Raw genomic sequence first — 25,658 nt, forward strand, 5'->3', positions numbered from 1 at the left:
GGTTACGCGATGCATAAGAATTCAGGCGGACCAATTGAATGGCTCATACCGTTGGCCTTCGTCGCGACGGCCAGTTGGCTTGTTTGGCATCTCCCTGCATTCCTATTGGATTGGCTGCCCTACACCTCTGAATCCCTCAAAAGTCAGGTAACAGAAATATATCTGCGCAGCGACATCACGCCCGAATTGTCTGGCGTGTTCGGGGGTTATGTCGACATCATCGACGTCGCCGCGCTCGTCCTTCTACCGTTTCTTGCAGTGATTGGCACCAAGACAGTGCGCCCAGCGACGATGGAGTTCGAAGGCACGACGGTTATGGATCGTTTCGCCCTGTTCATAGGACGAGTTACGATGATGATGATCGCAATCATGACTGTCGTCATGCTCTACGAAGTCTTCATGCGCTATATCCTGGAAAAGCCGACCGAGTGGGCCAACGAAATGACACTTTGGTTCGCCAGCTTTGTGTTTCTGATGTCCGGCTACTACGCCATGCAGCAACGCAGTCACATTCGAATATTCCTGCTCTACGACGCAGTTCCACGTTGGCTTCAACGCGTTTTTGATACGGTTTCGACAATACTGATCGTGCTGTTTGCCTTCTTTTTGGTCTACGGCAGCTACAAACAGGTGTTCGTCAACAAGCTCTATAAATGGGAGCTTTATGGCTCCGCCTTCAATCCTCCGATCCCGGCGACGTTGCAGCCGATGGTGCTGATCGTGATTACGCTCGTCGCAATGCAAGCAATTTTGAACTTGATCGCCGATTGGAACAAAGAACCGGAAATCCACACAGATGAACCGGACGAAGACGAAATTGAAATGATCAAACGAGCGGTGGGACAAGACTGATGGATATTGGAACAATCTCACTCATTCTGATGGTCGCCCTGATCGTGCTTCTGGCGATCGGAATGCCCTTGGGTCTGGCCTCGGCTTCGCTTGCGGTTCTGGTTCTTGTCCTGAAGTTCGAACCGACACTGCTTTTGAACCCGTTTTCATTCGGCGACGGGGTTCTCACCGGTCGGCCAGGGACTGGGCCGCTCTATATCCTGGCACAGAAAATATACGGGCTCTTAACGGACTACGTGCTCATATCAGTGCCATTGTTTATCTTCATGGCGTCGCTGCTAGAGCGGTCCGGGATCGCGCGTGACATGTATTCGTCGCTGAATGTCTGGCTGTCCAGAACACGCGGCGGCATCGCGATCGTGACCTCGATCATGGCGGTGATCATGGCAGCCATGTCCGGCATAATCGGTGGTGAGGTTGTCCTGCTGGGACTTATCGCCCTGCCCCAGATGCTGCGCCTAGGGTACGATCAAAATCTCGCGATCGGCGTCATCTGCGCCTCGGGTTCGCTGGGCACCATGATCCCTCCCTCCATCGTTCTGATCATCTATGGGCTGATCACCGAAACCTCGATCAAGTCGCTGTTCACCGCGTCTTTCATTCCCGGCTTCATGCTGGCCTCGATGATAATCCTGTACATCATCATCCGCACGCAGTTGAATCCTCATCACGCTCCGCTGCCGGAACCGGATCCGAACGACCCCGAACCGGCCGAAAAACGCAAACTGTTTGGGGCCTTCATGAGCATCGTCGTCGCCGGATTTTCCACCGTTCTGTTTATCCGGGCCGCGTTTTTCGAGCTCTCAGGCTCGAACGCTGCCAGCCAGGGCGAGCCCGCGAGGCTGGGAACGGCTGACTACATGCCCTGGTTTGCCGGCATCACGATCGTTGCCCTTCTGCTGATCTTCTTCGTCTTTGGCAGAGAGCGCGCTAAAATCGGGTGGGAAATGGGCAAAGGCCTCGTCGCTCCGCTGGTCGTCATCGGCGTCGTGCTCGGCTCGATCTATGGCGGGATCACAGGCATCACCGAGGCTGCGGGCATGGGCGCCTTCGCCGTTCTGATTATCGCCATCCTGCGGGGCGAAGGATCGTTCGAGCTGGTTTGGGACAGCTTGATGCGAACCCTAAAATCCACAGGCACCATCATCTGGGTTACGATCGGGGCCGCCGCGCTGGCGGGTGCCTACACCATTGCTGGCGGGCCCCAATACGTGGCTGACCTAATCGTCGGCCAGGAGCTGCCAACCATGCTGGTCATTCTGGTGATGATGCTGATCTTGCTGTTCATGGGCGCATTCATGGATTGGGTCGGCATCGTGCTGTTGATTATTCCGGTCTTTCTGCCGATCGTCCTGCGCCTTCCTATCGAAGAAATCGGAGTCTTTGGCCAGTTGGAGCCGAGTCATGTCGCCATCTGGTTCGGCGTCGTGTTCTGTATGAACATGCAGGTCAGCTTCCTCTCGCCCCCATTTGGCCCGGCCGCGTTCTACCTGAAGTCGGTGGCCCCGCCACATATCAGTCTGACGGATATCTTCCGCGGCTTCCTGCCATTCATCGGGATCCAGTTGCTGGCGCTTTCCGTTCTTCTGATTTGGCCGGGCATCATCGCGCTGCTGTTGTGAGGTCGCACCCATGCTGACACAAGATCAGATTGGCAAGTTCCAGACGGACGGATACCTCGTGGTCGAGGATGTTATCCCTGCCGATGTCCTTGATCGGGTACAGACCGAATACTCGGATGTCCTGAGCCGGCTCTATGACGGTTGGTACGAAAAAGGGCTGGTCAAGGACGAACCGTCTGGAATGACCTTCTGGGACAAACTTCTGTCCGCTTATCAGGCCGGTTGCGACTATTTCCAGCCGCTGGACATCTCGTTGCCCGGCGATCGGATCATGGCGGACACACCGTTCCATATCGGGCCTGCAGTGTTCGACTTGCTAACGGCCCGGCCCATGCTTGACATTGTCGAGCAGTTGATCGGGCCAGAGTTGGTGAGCAATCCAATCCAGCACGTTCGGCTGAAGCCCCCCGCTCTCAAGCTGTCCAAGGATGAGGTGCGCGCGCACATCACAGCGACGGACTGGCATCAGGACCGGGCGGTTGCGTTGGAGGATGCGGATCAGACCGACATGGTCACGGTGTGGATTGCCGTCAACGATGCAACGCTCGAAAACGGCTGCCTGCAAGTGCTGCCAAAGGCACAGGACCAATCCATCCTACCGCATTGCGCGCGGACGCAGACTGGTATTGCCGACGGATTCATTGACGAAGGCCGGGCTGTGCCCCTTCCTGTCAAGGCGGGCGGGATCATCCTGTTTCACCCTCTGACGCCACATGCTTCGCTGGTCAATGAAACGGACCGGTTCCGCTGGTCGTTCGACATTCGCTTCAGTGCGGCAGGCCAGCCCACCGGTCGAGACCATTTCCCCAGCTTCATCGCGAGGTCCAGATCGCACCCCGAAACCGAACTGCGAGATTGGCGTGTCTGCAATTCCAATTGGGAAGCGGCGCGAGCAAGGCTGTCCGGACAACCGCACATAGATATTCACCGATGGACATCGGACTCACCGTTCTGCGCCTAGCTGCTGCCGCCAGGAAAGCTGATTATGACTTTTGTACGTTTAGATCGAACGGATAGCGTGGTGGTTGCAACTCGGCCCCTGGAGGTCGGCAGTATGGTCGAGGATGTCACGACCAATGCGCGCATCCCCTCGGGACACAAGGTTGCCACGCGAAATCTTGCACCGGGTGATCCAGTCAGAAAATACGCCCAGATCATCGGTTACGCCACCCAACCGATCGAACCTGGCGACCATGTGCACACCCACAATATCGAGTTCCGCAACACTAGTGTGGACTACGAGTTTGCGACGGATCACAGGCCCATGAAACCCGCCACCTCGGTCGATACGTTCATGGGCTACCACCGGGACAGTGGTCGGGTCGGCACGCGCAATTACATCGCGGTTCTGACCACAGTTAATTGTTCGGCGACTGCGGCCCGTATGATCGCCAACCACTTCACGCCGGACAAGTTGGCCGAGTTTCCGAACGTCGACGGCGTGGTGGCCTTTGTCCACGGAACGGGCTGCGGAATGGCCGATTCCGGCGACGGTTTCGAAGCACTTCAACGGGTCATGTGGGGGTTTGCGAAACATCCCAACCACGCTGCCGTTCTAATGGTCGGTCTGGGCTGCGAGATGAACCAGATCGACTGGCTGCTGGACGCGTATGGTCTGAAGCAAAGTCCCACCTTCCAGACGATGAACATCCAGAACGTCGCCGGATTGCGCCGGACCGTGGAAGCGGGCATCGGCAAGATTAACAAGATGCTGCCCATTGCGAATGAGGTGAGGCGCAGCGAAGCCCCGGCGTCTGAATTGATAGTTGCGCTGCAATGCGGTGGATCGGACGCTTGGTCAGGCGTGACCGCAAACCCTGCGCTCGGGCATGCCTGCGACCTGTTGGTGTCCCAAGGAGGCACAGGAGTCCTTGCGGAAACGCCCGAAATCTACGGAGCCGAACACCTTTTGACCCGCCGCGCCCTTGGTCGTGCAACTGGGGAAAAACTGATCGGACTGATCGATTGGTGGCAGGACTATACCGCCCGCAATCACGGTTCGATGGACAACAACCCAAGTCCCGGCAACAAGCAAGGCGGTCTGACGACCATCCTTGAGAAGTCGTTGGGGGCAGCGGCGAAGGGCGGAACAACCCCATTGACCGGTGTATTCAAATACGCCGAACCCATCACCGCCAAAGGATTCACCTTCATGGACAGCCCCGGATATGACCCGGCCTCGGTGACCGGGCAGATCGCCGCCGGATGCAACCTAGTGTGCTTCACCACAGGGCGCGGTTCTGCCTTTGGGTCGAAACCGGCGCCCACGCTGAAAATCGCTACCAATTCTGAATTGGCAGCGCGCATGCCGGAAGACATGGACGTGGATGCGGGCGACATTCTGACCAAAGGTGCCAGCGTCGAAGAAAAAGGACAGGAAATATACCGAAGGCTTCTGCAAGTCGCCTCTGGCGCGCGGACCAAATCAGAGGCGCAAGGCTTGGGTGACTACGAATTCGTTCCCTGGCAAATCGGAGCGGTGATGTGAAACGGATTCTTGTAGCCGGCGGCGGATTAATCGGTATCCGCCACGTGCGCGCCGTGATCGAGCATCCCGGCTGCGTGTTGGTCGGGTTGGCCGATCCAGATGGCTCGATCCACGTCGACGCGCCGCGTTTCGCCAGTATGGACGAGGTTCAGGGCCCGGTAGATGGTGTCATCATCGCGACGCCAACCCGCCTGCATGCCGAACATGGCATTCTGGCCGCATCCCGCGGTTGGCACATGCTGATCGAAAAGCCGGTTGCCGCATCGGTCGACGATGCCCAGCGCTTGAGGGCGGCCGTTCGCAAGGCCGATGTCCGCAGCCTTGTAGGCCACCATCGGCGGTATCACACAACCTTGCAGCACCTGAAAGAGGTGATCGCGCAAGGTACGATCGGACAAGTCATCAACGTCTCGTTGCTGTGGGCCATGCGTAAACCCCAGAGCTATTTTGAACAGAACTGGCGGACATCTGATGGCAGTCCAGTCATGATCAATCTGGTGCATGATATCGATGTCTTGCGCTTTGTGATTGGAGAAATCTCGGATGTCGTCGCCCTGCCCGGAGCATCAATCCGCGGATCGGATAGGATAGAAAGCGGGGCTGTTGCGATCGCGTTCGAAAACGGCGCGACGGGGACTATCAGCTTTGCCGACACTTCACCCAGCCCTTGGGGGTTTGAGGCCGGAACCGGCGAAAACCCGAATATCGGCACGACCCACCAGGACATGATGTGGATCACGGGAACCAGTGGTGCTGTGAGTTTTCCCTCCATGACACTGTGGCGTGGAAAGGATTGGGGGACTGCGGCCCAAAAGGACCAGCTTACACGACCGGAACAGCAACGCGCACCATTGGAGGTGCAACTGGATCATTTCCTTGACGTGATCGACGGCGCCCCTCCACTGATCGACGTCGAGGATGCAGCCCGGACGCTCGAGGTCACATCATGGATAGAAGAGGGGCTAAAGGCGCGAACAACTCGAGCGCGGGCGCCGGCCTGATGGACATGCGGCCCGGCAAAATACCGGACCACTCAAAAATCAATGATATTCCACCGGGCAAAATGAGCAATTAAACTGAAAAGCCGCCCGCACCAGACACAAGAATGGAAACCTTACACATTCACGGAAAGGGAGACCTATGAGCAAACCATCAATCGGGTTTATCGGCTTGGGACTAATGGGCGGAGCCATGGTGAGCCGGCTGTTGGACCAAGGATACTCGGTCGCTGTATTGGGAAACCGCGACCGCACACACCTGGACGCCGCGATTGACCGGGGCGCCCGCGAGATGCACAACGCCCAAGAACTGGCTCAGGCCAGCGACATCGTGATGTTGTGCATGGGCACCTCCGAACAGGTCGAGGGTCGAATGCGAGGTACAGATGGAGTGATTGCGGGATTGAAACCCGGGGCGGCCGTCATCGACTTTGGCACCTCTCTCCCAGGCAGTACACGCGCCTTGGCCGAAGAGGTTGCCGCAGCCGGTGGAAGCTATCTTGATGCACCGCTTGGCCGGACGCCGGCGCACGCGCTCGAAGGCAAGCTCAACATCATGACGTCCGGCAACAAGGCTGCCTTCGACAAAGCCGAGCCGACACTGAAGGATTTGGGCGAAAACGTCTTTTACCTTGGCCCCGTTGGATCCGGACACACGATCAAGCTGATCAACAACTTCTTCGGAATGACCGTCGCGAACGCGATGGCCGAAGCTTTTGCCATGGCAGATATCACGGGTGTTGACCGCGAGCAGGTGTATGACGTTATGGCCGCAGGGCCGCTGCATTCCGGAATGATGGATTTCGTCAAAGCCTACGGCGTCGAGAATGACCCAAACCAACTGGCCTTCGCCATCAAGAACGCGGCGAAAGACCTTGGGTATTATGACCGCATGGCGCGCGAAGCAGGCGTTACCAGCGTGATGTCGCAGGGGGCGCTTTTGGCGCTGAATGACGCGCGCGACCACGGACAGGCGGATGACATGGTCAGCCAGATGGTTGACTACTACGTCAAGCGTTTCAACACCTGATCGATGGCTGTCACCGCCAACCCCAATGCGGACCTGCCGCGCCTTGGCATCGTGCTGATGCTGACGGCGTGGCTATTCTTTTCGCTGGTGGACCTTGGGGCCAAGTGGTTGGCATTGGCCGGCGTGCCGGCATTTCAGTTGGCGTTCATGCGTTATGCGGGGCACTTCGTGATCTCTGTGGGCGTGATCGCCAAGGGCGGGATTGAGGCCAGCCGGTTCAAGACCGACCATCCATGGCAGGTCATTAGCCGGGCCTTGCTGCTGATCTCGGCGACCGTTTTCAATTTTTTTGCCCTGCGGTTTTTGCCTCTGACCGTCGTGTCGGCAATCATGTTCTCAAGCCCGGTCATCGTGTGCTTCCTGTCCGTTTTCGTTTTGAAGGAGAGAGTGGGACCATGGCGTTGGGCGGCTATCATCCTGGGTTTTCTGGGGGTGTTGGTTGTCGTGCGGCCCTTTGGCTCGGCCTTTCATCCGACCATGCTGCTGATAGTTTACAACGCCACCGCGTTGGCTTTTTACTCGATCATGACGCGCAGGCTGTCCGGGGTTGTTGCCGTGGACACCATGCAATTCTACCTCGGGCTTACCGGGACGGTGGTCCTGCTGCCCTTCGCCATCTGGTTTTGGGTTCAGCCGGAAAACATGTGGAGCCTGATAGTCCTGATCAGCCTAGGCGTCTTTGGCTGGTGCGGGCATCAACTGCTGACGAACGCGCATCGGTTCGGAACGGCGAACCAGTTGATGCCATTCACCTATTCGTTCCTGATCTACGTTGCGATCTGGGGCTATCTGTTCTTTGACACAGTACCGGACGCATTCACGTTGGCAGGGGCTGCGCTGATCATGGTCGCCGGGCTCATCATCTGGAAAAGAGAAAAGAAATGACGCGAATTGCCTGCATCGGTGAAGCAATGATCGAATTGTCCATGCTGGAGACCGGCGCGAAGGTGGGCGTCGCGGGGGATACGCTGAACACAGCCATCTACATGCACCGCGCGGCTCCTGATCTGCAGGTGGAGTATGTGACATGTCTGGGCGACGACCCGTTCTCAGGGCGCATCGCGGACTTTATCGCCAGCCATGGCATCGGGACATCCGGCATCCGCATCATTCCCAACGCTTCTCCGGGACTATACGCGATCACGACCTCTGCGGACGGTGAACGCAGCTTCACCTATTGGCGCAGCGAGGCGGCCGCCCGCCAGCTTTTTGCCGATCATGACTTCAGCTCGCTGAAAGGTTACGACGTGCTGTACTTGTCAGGGATTTCCGTGGCCATTCTTCCGCATTCAGTAAGGCTTGCGCTTCTGGACTGGCTCGAAGGCTCTTCAGTCCGGTTGGTCTATGACAGCAATTTTCGTCCGCGTCTTTGGGACAGCGCCGAACACGCCCGGCAGATCAACCAACGGCTTTGGCAGCGTGCAGATATTGCCCTACCATCTATCGACGACGAGATGGCACTGTTCGGGGAATGCGCGGATCAAGTGGCGGCACGCTTTACCGATCATCACGGTGTCGGTGCATTGAAACGCGGAGAGGATGGCCCTCTGTCCATTGGTCAGAACATTGACCAAACCTATGAGCCTGCCAAAAACGTGCTGGATACCACAGCGGCGGGCGACAGTTTCAACGGTGGGTACCTCGCAGCCTTGCTGACAGGAAAATCGCAGGCCAAGGCCCTGATGGCCGGACACAATCTGGCGTCCACCGTTGTTCAGTTCCGCGGCGCGATCACTCCCGGATAAGTGACGCGAGATCCTCAGCGCCAACAAGGTCCAAAAGCGGCACTACCGGATCTTGCTGTGTGACAGCCGAGGCGATTTCCAACGCGCAAGGATCGTTCAGCGTCCTGCCCTTGGCGATCTCGGACATGCAAAAGGAGATCCAGGCCCGCATCCCTGCGATCACCGCCTGAGAGCCGGTCTCACGGAGTGTGGGAACAAACCGATACGGCAGCTTCTGGCTGCCATCCATCGCGATTTGGTCCAGACGGTGCGCCAGCTCGAGGTTTTCAAAGCGGCGCAACAAAGCCTCGGCATAGTCCGGAACCTGTACTTGCAGTGCTGCGGGCAGCGTTGCGCCCGCATCCTTCATCAACTCGGTAACCAGCGGGCGCAAAACCGGGTCTTGAACCGCTTCGTGAACGTAGGTCAGGCCTCGCTCCAACCCGGCATAAGCCAAGAGGGAATGGGCACCGTTCAACATGCGTAGCTTTCGCATCTCGTGCGGGGCCACGTCATCGACCAGTTGCACGCCCGGCCAATCGGGATGTGGCCCGACGAAATTGTCCTCGACCACCCACTCCGAGAACGCCTCGGTTGGAACAGCCATAGGATCGCCGCTGATTGCGCGAACGGCGTCCGTGGTAGCCGGGGTGATCCGGTCGACCATCGCGTTGGGAAAGCGAACTGCGTCCCAATTCACGTCCAGACCGGCTGCATTTGCAAAATCGGCAACTGCCGTTTCAAGCGTTTTGCCGTTTTCCATGCGATTGTCGCAGCTTAGCACCGTCACTGGCTTGCGCCGTTCCGCGAGGCCAAAAGCGAGAAACCCGATCAGCGTTGCGGGCCCCTGCCCCGCCAGATCGGCAGCAATCGCCGGGTCCTGAAGGTTCAGATTGCCCGCTGCGTCCAAGTGATAACCTTTTTCGGTGACGGTCGCCGAGATGATCTCGGCATCCGCCATCACATTGAGAATCTCGGCGCGATCCTCGGGCGCGACCAGAACGTCCCGCAGAGCTTTTATGCGCCGGACGCCCTGCCCCTGTACGCACAAATCGTACTCGAAACCCTGGCCGGCCAATCCATCCCGAACCGAGGATGAACGCAGGCTAACGCCGACAACGTCCCATCCGCCCGCTTGATCGGTGTAGTCCAGCAAATGCGCCCGGGCGAAGTTTCCAAGACCGAAGTGAAGAATGGTACCCATCTAGCTTTGCAACCCGTAAACCTGTTTCGCCAGATCGACCGCCAGCAATCGCGCCAGATGCTCGGCACTGTCCCGGCCGAAATAGCCGCGCGCAACCTGCTCGGCCAAATGAATAGAAACACCTCGTCGCCACAGGTCGTGACGAGCTGGAATGGACAGAAAAGCCCGCGTGTCGTCATTGAATCCGGCCAGATTGTAGTATCCGGCCGTTTCAACGACCTGATCGAAATACCGCGCAATCCCGGCTGGGCTGTCGTGGAACCACCAAGGCGGCCCGATCCGAAGGCACGGCCAATGCCCCGCCATTGGCGCCAGTTCACGGGCATAGGTGCTTTCGTCCAATGTGAAGAGAATGATCCGCAGTTCCGGCGAGTTTCCGACCCGGTTCAACAGCGCCTCAAGGCCCGTGACCCAATCCATCGCGATTGGAATGTCAGCCCCCTTGTCCCGTCCGAAGTCCCGCATTACCGCGTCGTTCGTGTTGCGCTTGCTGCCCGCGTGTATCTGCATGATTAGACCATCATCGACAGACATCTGCGCCATTTCGATCAGCATATGCCCGTAGAAACGGCGAGCATCCTGTTCGGCCCCTTCCCGCCGTCTCAGCCGTTGGTACAGCGCATCCGGGTCTTCCAGCCACTCGGTCTGCACACGTTCGATACCGTGGTCGGTAGCCGTACAGCCCAGCCGGATGAAATAAGCCCGCCGCATTCGCAGCGCATTGAGGTAGCCATCATAGCTGCCCAGATCGCAGCCTGTCAGCTCGGCCAACTTGTTCAGGTTCTGTACGAACTCCGGGTCTGCCCCATCCAAAACCCCGTCTGGGCGGAACGTCGGAATAACTCGCCCGCCCCAACCGCTTGCACGGATATCCCGATGCTCCGCGAGGCCGTCGAGAGCGGAATCCGTGGTGGCCAGAACCTCGATCCCAAACTTGTCGAACAAAGCCCTCGGGCGAAATTCGGGTCGCGCCAGCTTTTCGGCGATCTTATCATAGATCAGGTCTGCTGTGCGTGAAGACAACTCCTCAGACACGCCCAGCGTTTCATGCAGCACGTAGTTCACCCAGATCCGGGATGGCGTTCCCAGAAACAGATGCCAGTGCTCGGCAAAGGTGCGAAACACGGCGCGAGGATCATTCTTTCGCCCCTCTTCCCCAACGCCAAGTTCGGACAAGGGAACACCCTGCGAATAGAGCATTCGGAACACGTAATGGTCGGGAACCACCAGCAGCTCTGCCGGATTGGGAAACGGCGCATCGGTTGCGAACCACCCCGGATCGCAGTGACCATGCGGAGACACGATCGGGAGGTCCTTGATGCCGAGGTACAGGCCTTCTGCCATCCCATTCAAATTACCAGTCAATTCTGCCTCCGATACTGCTGCCCGCAATTGTTAACACAGTTTTTAATGGTTGCATCTTTCCCGTTCGAACCCGCAGACTGACCGGGTGATCCGGGGGAATGAATGAATATTGCGCTGATTGGTTTGGGGATGGTTTCGGGAACGCATGTTGCTGCCATTCAGGCATCGGAGCGAGGTCTCAATCTTGCTGGCGTCCTAGGGCGCAATCCTGAAAAAGCAGCTGAGTTCGCGCAGCGAAACGACACCCGCGCGTTCAGCTCGGTTGAGGAAATCGCAAACGACTCAAACGTCGACTTTGCGATCATCGCAACCCCGCCTGATCAGCGCACAGAGTTGGTGCGGGTTCTTTCGACCGCTTCGAAACCGATCCTAATGGAAAAGCCTATCGAAAGAACGCTGGGCGCCGCGACAGCCATAGTCGAGCAGTGCGAGGTGTCTGGCGTGCTGCTGGGCATCGTTTTTCAGCACCGCGCTCGCACCGCCTCGCAGGCGCTGAAATCAGCCATTGTACAGGGTGAGTTGGGCGCGATCGCCACGGTGGAAATCCGTGTCCCCTGGTGGCGCAATCAGAGCTACTATGACGAGCTAGGTCGCGGCACTTATGCACGCGACGGAGGCGGTGTCATGATTTCGCAGGCAATCCACACGCTTGACCTCGCGATGTGGCTGCTGGGGCCGATCTCGGACATTCAAGCCATGATGAGAAAAACTCCGTTGCACGATCTCGAGGCCGAGGATTGGGCAGGTGCAATCTTTGAAATGGATAACGGCGCGGTGGGAACGTTGATGGCAACCACCGCCGTATATCCCGGGGCCGCTGAATCTATCACGATCCAGGGCACGCACGCCAAAGCGCATCTGGAATCAGGTGTTCTGACCTTGACCACTTTCGACAGTCAGAAATCCACGGTTGGCGAAACGTCCGCCACAGGCGGCGGGGCCGATCCCATGGCGTTCACCCATGAATGGCACCAGGCGGTCATAGAGGATTTTGCCAACGCACTCGCCGGTGGAACGCGACCCATGGCCACCGGACGCAGTGCCCTTTTGACCCACGCCGTCATAGACGCGATGCAGATCGCCAATCGAACCGGCCAGAAAACACGAGTCATCTCATGAGCCTAACCTGCGTCGCCCTTGGCCTGGACCACCGCCATATCTATGGCATGACGGAAAACATGCGCAAAATCGGCGTGGACTGCGTTGGCTATTGGACACAAGGCGAACCCGAAACGCTGGCGGGCTACGTCAAAAGGTTTCCCGATATTCCACGACTGGCCCGACTGGAAGACGCTTTAGCCTGCGGGGCGGATTTGGCGCTGATTTCCGCAATTCCGGCAGATAGGGCCGCGTTGACGATCCGTGCCATGCAGAACGGTATGGATGTCATGAGCGACAAGCCGGGCTGCACGTCGTTCGAGCAACTCGACCAGATCAAACGGGCGGTTGCGGACACCAGTCGAATCTGGTCGGTGGATTTTTCCGAAAGGTTTGAAACGCCGGTCAGCACCCGGGCGACCGAGTTGATCGAGGCCGGTGCCATCGGGCGCGTGATCCAGACGGTCGGACTTGGCCCGCACCGATTGAACCGGGCAACCCGGCCGGAATGGTTTTTTCAGCGTGACCGCTATGGCGGCATTCTGACCGATATAGCCTCGCATCAGATCGATCAGTTCTTGCACTACACAGGTTCGAAAACCGCAGAAATCACAAACGCCTATGTAGCGAACTACGCAAACCCCAATGATCCCGGATTGCAGGATTTCGGAGAGCTCAATCTTCGAAGCGAGAATGGCACCGGGTACATCCGGGTTGACTGGTTCACTCCGGATGCCTTGCCAAACTGGGGGGATGGTCGCCTGACGATCCTAGGCACCGAAGGCTATATCGAGTTGCGGAAATACGTCGATGTGGGTGGTGCCTCGGGAACAGACCATCTGATCCTCGTCAATGGTGAAACCTGCCAAAAGATCGACGCAACCAACGCCGACCTTCCCTACTTTTCGCGCCTCGCCGATGACGTCCGTAACCGGACCGAAACCGCAATGGCGCAGACCCACTGCTTTACGGTCATGGAACTGGCGCTGCGTGCACAGGAAATGGCGGAACGAAGATGATCAACGTTGCGATCCTTGGCGCAGGTATCGGTGCGCAACATCTGAGCGCACTGGAACGGCTTGACCGCACCTTCCGCGTAGCCGCCGTCGTCGACCAGAATACGGACCGGATCGAGCAGATTCGACAAAACTCGGATTTTCAAGCACTGACCAACATTCAAGACGCTCTGGATGATCCGGCGATTGATGTCATCGACATCTGCCTGCCACCCCATCTGCATGTACCGACCACCCTTGCGGCACTGGCCGCAGGAAAACACGTTGTATGCGAAAAGCCCCTTGCGACCTCTATGCAGGATGTAGATCGGATCACGGAAACCGCCCGCAGCACGGGCAAGCATGTGTTTCCGGTCTTTCAATACCGGTGGGGCCCGTCACTGGCCCAATTGCGCCAGTTGCAACGTTCGGGCCTCACCGGAGCGGTCCAAACTGCCGCGCTTGAAACTCATTGGTCCCGGGGGGCAGACTATTACGCGGTGCCGTGGCGGGGAACATGGGCCGGTGAACGCGGCGGCGCAGTGCTGGGCCATGCCATCCACAACCATGATCTGCTGACTCATATTGCGGGTGATATCGCCTGGGTGTCCGCAATGGCCACAACGCGAGTTAACCCGATCGAGACGGAAGACTGCGCTGCGATCTGCTTTGGCATGACTTCTGGAGCTTTGTGCACAAGCAACATCACACTAGGCGCCGCTAAGGACGAAACCCGCCTGCGGTTCGTCTTTGAAAAAGTGACCGCCACCTCTGGCACGGAACCCTATGCCCCGGGTCAAATGCCTTGGACATTCGTCGCGCGGGACCCGTTGGATCAAGCCACTATCGACGACGCTCTTGCCGCCTCCGCTATGGAGCCAACAGGTTTCGAAGGGTTCTTTACCCAAGTCGGCAAGGCGCTACGGTCCGAGGCAAATTCAGTCGTTACACTGCAGGACGGTGCTGCGTCCATCGGCCTTGTGACGGCGATTTATCACGCGGCACGCACCGGGCAGCGTGTTGCCCTTCCCATCGAGCCCGATCACCCTCTGTATGAAGGATGGCTGCCATGAAACAATGCTGGCGTTGGTTCGGACCCGAAGATCCGATCGCCCTGGTCGATCTCCATCAAGTCGGGGTTCAGGGCATTGTCACCGCGCTGCATCACATCCCACCGGGACAGCCCTGGGACGAACAGAGCATCGCCGACCGGCAGGCCGTTCTGACCGCTGACGGGTACAGTTGGGACGTTGTCGAAAGCCTGCCCGTCTCCGAGGCGATCAAGACGCAATCCACAGACATGGCCGAACATCTCCAGGCTTACAAGTCCAGCCTCAGAGCCCTGTCCGCCCGTGGAGTCAAAGTCGTTTGCTACAACTTCATGCCAATCCTGGATTGGACACGCACCGCCCTTCGCGCCCCGCAGCCGCATGGCGGAACGGCCATGCTGTTCGACCTGACCGATTTTGCTGCATTCGACATATATATTCTCGAACGTCCAGGTGCGTCGGAAGACTATTCCAGCGACGTCCAGCAAACGGCCAAGGATCGTTTCTTGCGCATGTCGGATGAATCCAAAGCCCAGTTGCAGCACAATGTCACTGCGGGGCTGCCCGGCGCCAACGATCAGTGGAGCGTGCAGGACGTACGCTCTTTGTTGCGGACATATGCGCACATAGGCCGTGACCAGCTTCGCGCAAACCTCATAGACTTCCTTTCCGAGGTCGCCCCAGAGGCCCAAGAACTAGATCTACGCTTGTGCTGTCATCCGGATGATCCGCCGTTCTCGTTGCTCGGTCTGCCGCGGGTCATGTCCAGCACCGATGACTACGGCGCCGTTCTGAATGCGGTTGATTTGCAGGCGAACGGCGCAACGTTGTGTACCGGCTCGCTGGGAGTGTCCCCCGAATTCGATGGGCCGGACTTCGTGCGTAGACATGGCGGCCGGATTCACTTTGTTCACTTGCGGAACACCAGACGCATCGCGGGGTCATACAGCCAGAAGCCAGACTTCTTTGAGGCCCCGCATCTGGAGGGCGACACCGACATGGTCGGCACCATTCGCGAGTTGATGAACGAACAGCGCCGCCGCAAATCCCAAGGGCGTGGCGACTGGCAAATTCCGATGCGGCCTGACCACGGACAAGAACTGCTGAGCGATCTGGGCGGACACAGTACTCCCGGTTATCCGCTGATCGGACGAATGCGCGGGCTGGCGGAACTGCGCGGCATCATGGCGGCGTTTTCCTAACGCGTCGGATCAGACAGTTTCTTTCCACCCGCAACACTTCTTTGCTTGCCTGCGCGCCGCATTCTTCGTTTACTTACATTACGTATACGGGCAGCGGGGTGTCTTCCGGACTCGCCCGACGTCTGTTCAAGACGCGTGAAACTCCCGCGAAAACCGATGCGATTGGGCATCATTTTTCGAAACGTCTGCCATACGGAAATGGCGGAAAACGGGAGGATTATTTATGAAAACTGCAGGCGTAATCGGTCTTGGCGACATGGGCAGCGGCCTTGCCAAGAACCTGATCAAGAATGGCTTTGAAACATCAGGTTTCGACCTGAGCGAGACGCGCATGAAGGCATTTACCGACATGGGCGGCTTGGCCAAGGACAGCGTGGGACAGGTCGGCCGTCACGCCGCCGCTGTGTTTGTCATGGTGATGAACGGAGATCAGGCCCGCGATGTCATTCTGGGTGAAAATGGCTTGGTTGCGAACATGGCCAAAGGCGGAACTGTCATCCTGTCGGCGACCATTACCCCGGCCGAAGCAAGCGCTATCGGGCAAGACATGGAGGGCGCAGGCATCCACCTGATCGACACTCCGGTCTCGGGTGGATTTCCCGGCGCGCAGACCGGCACATTGACGATGATGGCTGCCGGCGCTTCGGATGTGCTGGACCAAAATGCCGAAGTCATGCAGGCAGTGTCGGCAACCATTCATCGGGTTGGAGAAAACGCCGGCGACGGGCAAACCGTGAAAGCCTGCCTGCAATCCCTTATCGGATCGATCTTTTCCGCCACATTCGAGGCTGCGGCCCTGGCGGCCAAAGCCGGTGTCAGCGGTCAGGCATTGCTTGATGTATTCTCCTCATCCAGCGCGGGGTGCGGCGTCGTGAATACCGCCCTTGGAAACATCATTGATCGCAAGTTCGAAGCCACCGGTAGTCATATCGCAACCATGCATAAGGACCTGACGATCTCTCTAGCACTGGCCGGTGCATTGGGCGTTCCCATGCACACAGCGTCATCCGCAATGCAGATCTTTCACGCCGGAAAAACCAAGTACCCGAATGGCGACAACTGGGTGTGTACTCGCGTCATCGAAGAGATCGTTGGCGCAGAATTGCATCGCTGAGGGGACGGGACATGAAATTAGGTGTAATTTGCGACGGCATTTCCCGCAATCTGCGGCATGCCGTGGACGTAATGGACGAATTCGGTCTGGACTATGCAGAGCTTCAATTCGTTGGCGATTCAGAGGTCGGAGACCATTCCCCGCAGGAAATTGCCGAGATCGACGCGCTTTTGCGCGACCGGGGCAAGCCTGTGTCGTGTCTGTCGCGCCATATCTTTGCGGGGATGACAGCTGCCAACAGGCCCGGCGACGACCTGCACACTCGGCATATGGACGCCTTGAAACGTGTGATCGACATGGCGCATGTTGTTGCGTCTCCGCTGGTTCGGATCATGACGCAACGAAAAGAGCAGATACTCTGGGGAAAAAACGGCGCCGAGAAGTGGAACGTGGCGCATGGGGTATGGGACTCGATGCCGCCGCTGATCGCGCCGGCGGTTGAACTGGCAAGAGCTGAGGGCGTGACGCTTGTCGTGGAAACCGGAAACGGCACGCTGGTCAATTCCAACTATACAGCCCGCAAGCTGATTGACGAGTTAGACGCAAAAGACTCTTTGAAAGTGCTGTGGGACCCCGGAAACAACTGCTGGTGCCATGAACTGGCATACCCAGACGGTTATGAAGAACTGCGCGGCGGCTACCTGGGTCACATTCACATCAAGGACGTAAAGGTCGACACGCCGCGGGCAACGCTGGAAGTGCGCCGCATGGGGGAAGGTCAGCTTGCGCCTTTGTTCCAACCCATCGCGGACGCGCTCAGATCCGACGGCTATGATGGCGTCATTTCTTTCGAAAGCGTTTATCAACCCGGCAACGGGAACTTCGAAGATGGTTTTCGTCTGTGTGTGGACCAGTTTAAAAGCCTGTTTGCATAAAAATGCAGTCAATATGCGTTCAAAATCAAAAGTTTGACCCCCATTGCTGAATGCCAAGTGAGATGTAGAAAGCCGGGCGCGTTCGCGTGAAATCAAGGAAAGGGCCTGCTGGATGAAACAACAGTTTTTTGACCTGTCAATTGAAACGCCGGGCAAATCCCTCATCGACATCAGCGGGATCGTTCAGCGTGCGGTGTTCGAACACGAATTTGTCTCGGGCTTGCTGACCCTTTGGTGTGCCCACACCGGTGCCGCGCTGTTGGTGCAGGCCAATGCCGATCCCGAAGTGCTCAAGGATATCGAGACGTTCTTCGAGAAACTCGTACCCAAGTCACCAGGCAAGTATCACCACCGCCCGACCGAGGACGACAACGCTCCATCGCATCTGCGGGCGCTGTTGACGCAAACTCAGGTATCGATCCCGGTCGAACAGGGGCAGCTTCCGCTGGGTCGCGTACAAAGCCTGTACCTGTTCGAACATCGGGAAGCACCCAATGCACGCCGATTGATGGTGCACTACATCGGGACGTGATGCCTTGGATGACATGGAGCGTTGGCAGTGCTAACGCCCCATCCAGCCCCCGTCGACTACAAGGATTTCACCGTTGACGAAGTCCGACGCAGCAGAGGCCAGAAAGACCACCGGTCCGGCAAAATCAACGGGCGTACCCCAACGGCCTTGGGGTGTTCGTTCCAGGATCGACTTCGACCGGACCGGATCATCCCGCAGGGCTTGGGTGTTGTCGGTCGCGATGTAGCCAGGCGCGATCGCATTCACGTTCACGCCCTGCCCGGCCCATTCGTTGGCCAAGGCTTTGGTCAGCTGTCCAATCCCGCCTTTCGAGGCCGCATAGCCCGGAACGGTGATGCCGCCCTGAAATGTCAGCAGCGATGCAGTGAAGATGATCTTCCCCGAGCCGCGCGCCAGCATGTCCTTGCCGATCTCGCGTGACAGAACGAACTGCGAGGACAGGTTCACCTCCATCACTTCGTCCCACCAGTCGTCCGGGTGTTCGGCGGCGGGTTTGCGTTTGATCGTGCCGGCATTGTTGACAAGTATATCAGGGATTTGTCCGTCGGCCCTCAACTGATCAATGAACCCATGCAGCGCGGCGCGATCCGAGAAGTCGCATTGGTAGGCCCGGAAATTGCGTCCCATCGCCGTCACGGCTTTTTCGACATCCGAGCCAGACAGCTCGAGCGAGGCGGACACTCCGATGATATTGGCTCCGGCCGATGCCAATGCTTCGGCCATACCGCGCCCGATACCGCGTTTGCACCCGGTCACAAGGGCCGTCTTTCCCGTCAGGTCGAAACTTTGCAAAACACTCATGAACGCGGTCCTACTTCGATCAGGCTTTTCATTGCGGTTGGGCTGCGATCCAGTGCTTCGAACGCGGCCTGGATGTCTGCCAGTGGGCTGACGTCCGTGATCACAACATCCGCGTCCACTCCGCCCGAGGCGACAACTGCAATGGCTTTCTCGTAATCCTCTGGCTCATAGACCCGAGCACCGATCAGTTGCAGCTCTCGCCAGAAGAACTGGAACAGGTCTATCTGAGGTTTTTGAGCATGAATCGCGACCATTACGATCCGGGCCCGAGTCGCGGCAACGGCGGTCATTGCATCGACACCGGGCTGCGTTCCTGACACCTCGAAAACCACATCTGCCCCTTTGTCGCCCGTGCGCGCATTGATTGTGGACACTAGGTCGGTTTCGGTTGGGTTGATCGTGTCAAAGCCAAGTTTTTCAGCTATCGCAAGACGGTTCGGATTCACTTCGGAAATTACGACATTTCCACCCGCGTCCCGCGCAACCATGGCAACCAGGATGCCAATCGGGCCGCCGCCGATAACGACAACGTCCTCTCCAGGTTGCAGGTCAGACAGCCGCACATCGTGGCAGGCAACGGCAACCGGCTCGATCAGCGCCGCGTGATCCATGCGCAAGTCATCCGGCAGAACGTGCAACGTGTGGGCCGGAACAGTCCAGATCTCTTGCATCGCGCCATCGGTGTCGAGGCCGAGAAACTTGAGATTCTGACAGATATGCTGATGCCCCCGCTTGCAAGCTGGGCATTCTCCGCAGTGATCAAGCGGTCGGACAACGACCTTCTGGCCGGGTTCGACCGTATCGACGCCCTCGCCCACCGCTTCGACGACACCTGACATCTCATGCCCAATCACCCGGTTCAGGCCGACGCGGGCATCCATGTTGCCGTGGTAGACGTGCATATCCGTCCCGCAAATCCCGCAATAGGCAACGCGAACGGCAACCTCGCCTGGGCCCGGAGCAGTCGCTTGGGCTTGCTCTACAGCAAAGCTCTTATCGCCCCTGTAGTATGCCGCAGAGATCGTCTGGGTCGTCATTATTGCATCTCCTTGTGTTCCGCATTCAATTTTTCCCAGTCGAACTCCACTCCGGTTCCCGGGGTATCCGGGGCTACGGCCAGACAGTCTTCCACAACCAGCGGACGGGTCGTGTACTGGTCTATCGGAAATGAGTGTACTTCCAGCCACCCTGCGTTGGGTTGCGCAGAAACAAGGCTGACGTGCAGTTCCTGCATCCCATGACTGCAAACCGGAATGCCGTGTTGTTCGCTTAGCGCGGCCACGCGCAGCCAGCCGGTGATTCCACCGCAGTTTGAGGCATCGGGCTGGATAAAACTCAGTTTCGCGTCATCAAAGGCGTATTCAAATTCGTGTATGGTGTGCAAGTTTTCACCCATGGCAAGGGGAACGCCCGTCGCTTCGACAATTCGGCCATAACCTTTGTAGTCGTCTGGAATTGTCGGTTCCTCGAACCACAGGATATCGCAGTCGGCGAACCCTCTGGCAGCGACGATGGCCTGTTCGACACTCATAGAGTAATTCGCATCGACCATGAAGAACCGGTCCGGCCCCAGCATCTCGCGCACCGCCCGGGCACGTGCAAGATCGTCGGCCAGGTCTGGTTGACCGACCTTGATCTTGACTGCGTTGAACCCACGCGCAAGGTACCCTTCGGTCTGACGCAGCAGTTTCTCCAACGAGAAATTCAGGTCGATCCCGCCGGCATAGGCCTTGCACCTTTTCGACGCTCCACCGGCCATCTGCCACAATGGCGCATTCTGCGTTCTGCCGCGAATATCCCACAGTGCAATATCCACGGCCGAGATGGCAAACGAGGCGATCCCGCCCCGTGCGACGTAGTGCACGTGCCACTGCATGGCATCGTACAGGCTTTCGATCTGTTCGGCGTCTTGTCCAACAAGGAACGGTGACAGGTCATGCTTGATCATCGCCAGAATGGCGTGACCACCCTTGCCCCCGGTATAGGTATACCCGACCCCCTCGACCCCATCCGAGGTTTGAATGGTGACCGTGATCAATTGAAAAAACGTGTGATCCCCATGTTTGGCGTCGACCAGGACCTCTGCGAGCGGAACGTTGAACAGCCGCGCTGATACACTTTCTATGCGATTCATTAACCCAAGACCTTCTGCTGCCTGGCAATAACCCGAGACTGTAAAAGGATGACCGCAAATAGAAAGCCTCCACGTATGACCATTTGCCAATAGGCACTGAAACTGATGGTGCCCTGACCGTTTTCAAAGTTTAGAACGTTGAAAACCAGCCCCAGCAACAACGCGCCGGCGACCGTCGCAGGGATCGATCCCATCCCACCCGTCAACAAAGTGCCGCCTACAACCACGGAAGCGATAGCTGACAATTCCCATCCGATGCCTTCAAGGGGTTGCCCAGCTCCAAAACCCGAGGCCAGAAAGACTCCGGCCAGCCCCGCACAGCCACCCGACAGCAGGTAGACAAAAGCCTTGGCGCGATTGACCTTCAGGCCCATGAGGTTCGAGGCATCCTCGCTGCCACCGATCGCCAAGACGGTCCGCCCGATGGTGGTTCTTTCCAGCACCAGCCAAAGTGCCAGAGTCAGTCCGGCCACGATGACGATTGCCCATGGAAACAGGCCAAACGCCTGCCCCATGCCAAGCTTGGTGAAGTTCGACCCCCAATCGACCGAAATTGTCTGGGCGCCCGAAATCACCAATGCGCCGCCTTTTGCGGCCAGCATGGTGGCCAGCGTGGCGATGAAGGGCGGGATCCGAAGGATGATTATGCAAAAGGCGTTGATCGCCCCGAAACCAACCCCGGCAAGAACGGCCCCCGGCAAGGCAACCTGAATCCCATACGGGCTGAGATAGGCCGCAACAACCGAGGTAAAGGCCGCCACTGATCCGACCGACAGATCAATCCCGCCGGTCATGATCACAAAACACATGCCCAGCGCAATCGCGATGAACATCGCGTTGTAATTCAGGAAAGACGAGAAATTGTAGGCGCTGCCAAAGTTGTCATAGCGCATCAGCCCGAACAGAATCAAAGCCAGCAGTGCGATCCAAACCGTCACCGAGGCCGAATTACGCCGAAGGTATTTTCGCAGGTCAAAAGCCGTTTCATCCAACATCGATTAAGCCCTCCGAAACTGCTGGACCCAAACGGCCAGGATAATGATGACGGCCTTGGCGATCAGTGCAACTTCGTCCTCTACCCCGTTGGCCAACAATGTATATTTGACCAATTGGATGATGACGGCACCCAGTATGGCACCAAAGATCGGCGCTCGCCCGCCTTGCAAAAGAGCCCCACCAACAACCGCGGCCGCGATGGCATCAAGCTCCATCAGATTGCCGTTGCGCGCGGCGTCCGAGGCCGAGTTGATTGCAACCACGATCAAACCGGCTAGGCCCGCAAGCACCGCGCAGATGACATAGGCCCCGATCTTGACCCGTCGGACGGGACCACCCGACAGATAGGCCGCGCGTTCATTGCCCCCTATGGCCAGCAAGTAACGGCCCCATGTGGTTCTGGTGATCACCCAAAACAGCACACAGGCAATGGCCAGCGCCAGCCAGCCCTGGAACGGCAATCCAAGCACTTTACCAGTTCCAAGATAACTGAATGAAGGGTTTGAAAACGTCTGCAAGTTCCCGTTCGTCAGGACTTGGGCAATACCGCGACCAGAGATGAAGAGAATGAGCGTCGCAACGATGGGCTGCACGTTCAACAAGGCAACCATCACGCCGTTGAATACCCCGCATAGCCCCGCAATGAACAGCGGCAGGACAATGGCCAAAGTGACGCCTAGCATCGGATTGGCAGAGCCCAGATCCGACAGAAAGATCAACGGAGCAAGCGCCCCCGCCAGCGCCATGACCGCCCCAACCGACAGATCGATCCCACCCGTGGCGATTACCAGCGTCATCCCCATGGCCACGATGGCGATCGTAGCGACCTGGCTGATATTTACGAACAGGGTTTGCAGTTGCAGGAAATTAGGTGTGAAAAACGCGTTGAACACCAGCAGGGCGACTAACGCGGCGATGCCGCCGTGAAAGCGGAAGGGCATTGATGCGACCCGTTGCGGCAACTTCATTGCGCGTTCCATGAACCAGTTCCTTCTTCATGATGCGCAAGCGCGCGCACCAGTATGTTCTCGGTGACCCCGGGGTTGGTCAGTTCCTTGACCGAGCGTCCCTCGTGCATGACCACGATGCGATCGGCGCCTTCCACCAGTTCTTCGAATTCCGAACTGATGAGAACGACGCCAAACCCCTTCTCGACATAAGACCGAATGAACGATTGGATCTCTCGCTTGGCGCCAACATCCACGCCTCGGGTCGGCTCGTCGAGTATCAGGATGTCGGGCTGCGTCGCCAGCCAACGGGCAAGCAGCACCTTCTGCTGGTTGCCGCCGGACAATTCTCGAATGGGTTGGTCCATATGCGCCGCCTTGATGCCCAGATCGTCGATAAAGGCCTGAACAATCTCGCGCTCGCGGGCAAAGTCGATTTGACCACGACTGGCCAGTTTCGGCAGCAGGGCCAGCGTCATGTTCTCGCGCACGGACATGTCTGGAATGATCCCTTCGGCCTTGCGATCTTCGGTCAGGAAGCCGACGCCGTTTACGATCGCGTCACCCGGTCCGGACGGTTGCCCGACCACGCCATGCAACTCGATTGCGCCGCTGCGTTTCCCGTCCACTCCGAACAAAGCGCGCGCCGCCTCGGTCCGGCCTGAGCCCAGCAATCCGCCCAGCCCAACGATTTCCCCGCGGTGGAGAGTGAGGTCGAAATGCGTCAGCCGCGGGCCTGTTGAAACAGAGTCCGCCCGCAAAACGATATCGCCTTTCTTGGCCTTGGCACCTGCGAAGTCCGTCAAACCGTCTGCCGCGATCTCATCCTTGTTGCGGCCCAGCATGTCCGCGATCATTTCCAGTTTGGTCGTATCCTGGACGTTACGCGTGCTGACGGTGCGCCCATCTCGCATCGTTGTGACTCGATCGCATATTTGGAACAGCTCATCGAGGAAATGCGAAACATAAAGAACAGACACGCCCTGTTTCTTCAACTCGCGCACAACACCGAACAGCACCTCGACTTCGCTGGCATCCAGCGACGACGTGGGTTCGTCCATGATGACAAGTTTCGCATCCAGCGAAACAGCCCGCGCAATCGCAACCAACTGCTGGATCGCTGTCGAGAAATTTCCTAGCGGCTCGGTCACGTCGATATCTATGCCAAAGCGCGTAAGAACCTCGCGTGCGCGCCTGTTGCCCTCGCGCCAGTCGACCAGAAAGCCGAGACGTTTGGGCTCGTACCCCATGATGATGTTTTCAGTCACTGACCGCAGCGGCACCAGGTTGAGCTCTTGATAGATGGTGGCAATTCCGGATTCCTGCGCTTCGCGCGGAGTGGAAATGCGGCTTGGCACACCCGCCAGATGAACGTCGCCGGCATCCCGATCGTAAACTCCGGTCAGAACCTTGATCATCGTCGATTTGCCCGCACCGTTCTGACCGATCAGCGCATGAACCTCGCCGGGCGCGATTTCTAGGTTGGCCTGGCTAAGTGCCGGCACGCCGGCAAAGGACTTTTCAATTCCCGACATCGAGACGAGCGCATTCATGAGATGTCTTCCTCCGATTGCTTGCAGGTGGCGCCGACCACAGGCCAGCACCACCCACCAGGGAGAATCAATAGGCTTCGTCGATGTGATCGGCCGCATTGTCCTTGGTAAAGATGCGATCTTCGACTTTCACCCATTCCGGGATCGCCTCGCCAGCCGCGTATTTATTCATGACTTCACAAGCCAGAGGGCCGAAGAAGGGTGAGCTTTCCACCGTCACCCCCATCTTGCCATCGATAATAGCCTGAAGTGCATCGCGTGTCCCGTCGATCGAAACGATGGTCACGTCCTCGCCAGGCTTGCGGCCGGCCAGTTCCAGAGCCTGGATCGCACCGATTGCCATCTCGTCATTGTGGGCGTAGACCACGTTCACATCGGGGTGCGCCTGCAGCAGGGTTTCCATCACCTGACGACCCAGGTCGCGCGCAAAGTCACCGGTCTGAGAAGCCACGATCTCAAAGCGGTCATCCGTTGCAATCGCGTCGTCGAAACCTTTTTTGCGGTCATTTGCAGGTGAAGAACCAGTCGTGCCTTCCAACTGGACGATGACGCCATTGTCGCCGTCGAAATTCTCCATCAGCCACTGTGCGGCACGGTTGCCCTGATCAATGAAATCCGACCCAAGGAACGCCACAAAATGCTCGCCCGGCTTGGCAACGGCCGGATCAACCGAGCGGTCCACCAAAAAGGTCGGGATTCCCGCGGCACGGGCCTTCATAACGGCTGGGATCAACGGCTTTTCTTCCCGCGGGGGCAGGAACAGAACGTCGATGCCTTGGGCGATCATGCTGTCCACATCCGCAACCTGCTTTGCTGCAGATCCGGCTGCATCCGTCGCGATAAGGTCCCAGCCGCAGGCCTCGGCCGTGTCATGGAACGATTTTGTCTCGGCAATGCGCCACGGATTGTTCGACTCCATCTGCGCAAAGCCGACCTTGTAGCGATCCTTCTGCTCAAGCGGTGGCAGATCCTGCGCTATCGCAGTCGTGCCCAACAGCGCACCCGCGACAACCGTCGAGATCAAAAGAGTTCTGCGTTTCATTGTTATTCCTCCTCCATTGGTGCGGTCGCCTCCGTTT

At 58.0% G+C, this 25,658-nt stretch carries 23 protein-coding genes and 1 pseudogene; 15 read left to right on the forward strand and 9 right to left on the reverse strand.

Annotated elements, in window-relative coordinates; genetic code table 11:
- Positions 1-9: 9 nt before the first annotated feature.
- The 8 genes and pseudogenes from GOW92_RS04475 (at position 10) to GOW92_RS04510 (ending at position 8,735) form a co-directional block, all read left to right on the forward strand.
- On the forward strand, positions 10-852 hold the full coding sequence (locus GOW92_RS04475; RefSeq protein WP_170558357.1) for a TRAP transporter small permease subunit: 843 nt from the start codon (positions 10-12) through the stop codon (positions 850-852).
- On the forward strand, positions 852-2,474 hold the full coding sequence (locus GOW92_RS04480) for a TRAP transporter large permease (protein ID WP_170558359.1): 1,623 nt from the start codon (positions 852-854) through the stop codon (positions 2,472-2,474). Before GOW92_RS04475 ends, GOW92_RS04480 begins: the two co-directional genes overlap by 1 nt.
- 10 nt (positions 2,475-2,484) lie before the next feature.
- On the forward strand, positions 2,485-3,435 hold the full coding sequence (locus GOW92_RS04485; RefSeq protein WP_058277417.1) for a phytanoyl-CoA dioxygenase family protein: 951 nt from the start codon (positions 2,485-2,487) through the stop codon (positions 3,433-3,435).
- 24 nt (positions 3,436-3,459) lie between these two features.
- Positions 3,460-4,962 (forward strand): UxaA family hydrolase, encoded by a 1,503-nt coding sequence (locus tag GOW92_RS04490; protein ID WP_170558361.1) that lies wholly within the window; start codon positions 3,460-3,462, stop codon positions 4,960-4,962.
- The gene (locus GOW92_RS04495) at positions 4,959-5,963 is read left to right on the forward strand and encodes a Gfo/Idh/MocA family protein (protein ID WP_170558363.1); all 1,005 of its coding nucleotides are present in this window, start codon (positions 4,959-4,961) and stop codon (positions 5,961-5,963) included. Before GOW92_RS04490 ends, GOW92_RS04495 begins: the two co-directional genes overlap by 4 nt.
- A 100-nt stretch (positions 5,964-6,063) precedes the next feature.
- Positions 6,064-6,990, forward strand: a pseudogene (locus tag GOW92_RS04500) (NAD(P)-dependent oxidoreductase); the annotation flags it as partial.
- Between the two features lie 3 nt (positions 6,991-6,993).
- A complete protein-coding gene (locus GOW92_RS04505) occupies positions 6,994-7,875 on the forward strand; it encodes a DMT family transporter (RefSeq protein WP_170558367.1) in 882 nt (293 codons plus the stop codon).
- On the forward strand, positions 7,872-8,735 hold the full coding sequence (locus GOW92_RS04510; RefSeq protein WP_170558369.1) for a sugar kinase: 864 nt from the start codon (positions 7,872-7,874) through the stop codon (positions 8,733-8,735). The genes GOW92_RS04505 and GOW92_RS04510 overlap by 4 nt, the downstream gene beginning before the upstream one ends.
- On the opposite strand, the gene GOW92_RS04515 is transcribed toward GOW92_RS04510, so the two are convergent.
- Positions 8,722-9,918, reverse strand: a complete 1,197-nt coding sequence (locus tag GOW92_RS04515) for a mannitol dehydrogenase family protein (RefSeq protein ID WP_170558371.1) — start codon at positions 9,916-9,918, stop codon at positions 8,722-8,724. The two genes, GOW92_RS04510 and GOW92_RS04515, sit on opposite strands and share 14 nt — an antisense overlap.
- Positions 9,919-11,262, reverse strand: a complete 1,344-nt coding sequence (gene uxaC / locus GOW92_RS04520; RefSeq protein ID WP_170559344.1) for a glucuronate isomerase — start codon at positions 11,260-11,262, stop codon at positions 9,919-9,921. It lies immediately after the preceding gene.
- 123 nt (positions 11,263-11,385) lie between these two features.
- Here uxaC and GOW92_RS04525 point away from each other — a divergent pair, with 123 nt between their 5' ends.
- The 7 genes from GOW92_RS04525 (at position 11,386) to GOW92_RS04555 (ending at position 18,148) form a co-directional block, all read left to right on the forward strand.
- Positions 11,386-12,402: a Gfo/Idh/MocA family protein gene (locus GOW92_RS04525; protein ID WP_170558373.1), complete on the forward strand. Its 1,017-nt coding sequence runs from the start codon at positions 11,386-11,388 to the stop codon at positions 12,400-12,402.
- On the forward strand, positions 12,399-13,400 hold the full coding sequence (locus tag GOW92_RS04530; RefSeq protein ID WP_170558375.1) for a Gfo/Idh/MocA family protein: 1,002 nt from the start codon (positions 12,399-12,401) through the stop codon (positions 13,398-13,400). The genes GOW92_RS04525 and GOW92_RS04530 overlap by 4 nt, the downstream gene beginning before the upstream one ends.
- Positions 13,397-14,449 (forward strand): Gfo/Idh/MocA family protein, encoded by a 1,053-nt coding sequence (locus GOW92_RS04535; RefSeq protein WP_170558377.1) that lies wholly within the window; start codon positions 13,397-13,399, stop codon positions 14,447-14,449. Before GOW92_RS04530 ends, GOW92_RS04535 begins: the two co-directional genes overlap by 4 nt.
- The gene (gene uxuA, locus GOW92_RS04540; RefSeq protein ID WP_058277440.1) at positions 14,446-15,627 is read left to right on the forward strand and encodes a mannonate dehydratase; all 1,182 of its coding nucleotides are present in this window, start codon (positions 14,446-14,448) and stop codon (positions 15,625-15,627) included. The genes GOW92_RS04535 and uxuA overlap by 4 nt, the downstream gene beginning before the upstream one ends.
- Before the next feature lie 223 nt (positions 15,628-15,850).
- Positions 15,851-16,741, forward strand: a complete 891-nt coding sequence (locus GOW92_RS04545; protein ID WP_170558379.1) for an NAD(P)-dependent oxidoreductase — start codon at positions 15,851-15,853, stop codon at positions 16,739-16,741.
- 11 nt (positions 16,742-16,752) lie between these two features.
- Positions 16,753-17,616 carry a sugar phosphate isomerase/epimerase family protein gene (locus GOW92_RS04550; RefSeq protein WP_170558381.1) on the forward strand — a complete coding sequence of 288 codons (864 nt, stop codon included), beginning with the start codon at positions 16,753-16,755 and terminating at the stop codon, positions 17,614-17,616.
- A 112-nt stretch (positions 17,617-17,728) separates the two neighbouring features.
- Positions 17,729-18,148: a secondary thiamine-phosphate synthase enzyme YjbQ gene (locus tag GOW92_RS04555; RefSeq protein ID WP_170558383.1), complete on the forward strand. Its 420-nt coding sequence runs from the start codon at positions 17,729-17,731 to the stop codon at positions 18,146-18,148.
- A gap of 30 nt (positions 18,149-18,178) precedes the next feature.
- Here the strand turns inward: GOW92_RS04555 and GOW92_RS04560 are convergent, their stop codons facing one another.
- From GOW92_RS04560 to GOW92_RS04590, 7 genes are all read right to left on the reverse strand, one after another.
- Positions 18,179-18,949, reverse strand: coding sequence for an SDR family oxidoreductase (locus GOW92_RS04560; RefSeq protein ID WP_058277403.1), 771 nt, complete (start codon positions 18,947-18,949; stop codon positions 18,179-18,181).
- On the reverse strand, positions 18,946-19,986 hold the full coding sequence (locus GOW92_RS04565; RefSeq protein WP_170558385.1) for a zinc-dependent alcohol dehydrogenase: 1,041 nt from the start codon (positions 19,984-19,986) through the stop codon (positions 18,946-18,948). Before GOW92_RS04565 ends, GOW92_RS04560 begins: the two co-directional genes overlap by 4 nt.
- Positions 19,986-21,083: a mandelate racemase/muconate lactonizing enzyme family protein gene (locus GOW92_RS04570; protein WP_170558387.1), complete on the reverse strand. Its 1,098-nt coding sequence runs from the start codon at positions 21,081-21,083 to the stop codon at positions 19,986-19,988. Before GOW92_RS04570 ends, GOW92_RS04565 begins: the two co-directional genes overlap by 1 nt.
- Entirely contained in the window at positions 21,083-22,078 is a 996-nt protein-coding gene (locus tag GOW92_RS04575; RefSeq protein WP_170403549.1) for an ABC transporter permease, read from the reverse strand. The genes GOW92_RS04570 and GOW92_RS04575 overlap by 1 nt, the downstream gene beginning before the upstream one ends.
- A gap of 3 nt (positions 22,079-22,081) precedes the next feature.
- Positions 22,082-23,059, reverse strand: coding sequence for an ABC transporter permease (locus GOW92_RS04580; RefSeq protein ID WP_170558389.1), 978 nt, complete (start codon positions 23,057-23,059; stop codon positions 22,082-22,084).
- Complete coding sequence (locus GOW92_RS04585) at positions 23,044-24,579, reverse strand: sugar ABC transporter ATP-binding protein (RefSeq protein WP_254452895.1); 1,536 nt, start codon at positions 24,577-24,579, stop codon at positions 23,044-23,046. The genes GOW92_RS04580 and GOW92_RS04585 overlap by 16 nt, the downstream gene beginning before the upstream one ends.
- 67 nt (positions 24,580-24,646) lie before the next feature.
- Complete coding sequence (locus tag GOW92_RS04590) at positions 24,647-25,621, reverse strand: ABC transporter substrate-binding protein (RefSeq protein ID WP_170558391.1); 975 nt, start codon at positions 25,619-25,621, stop codon at positions 24,647-24,649.
- Positions 25,622-25,658: the final 37 nt, after the last annotated feature.

The organism is Ruegeria atlantica (genome assembly GCF_013032505.1).
In the GTDB taxonomy this organism is placed as follows: domain Bacteria; phylum Pseudomonadota; class Alphaproteobacteria; order Rhodobacterales; family Rhodobacteraceae; genus Ruegeria; species Ruegeria atlantica_F.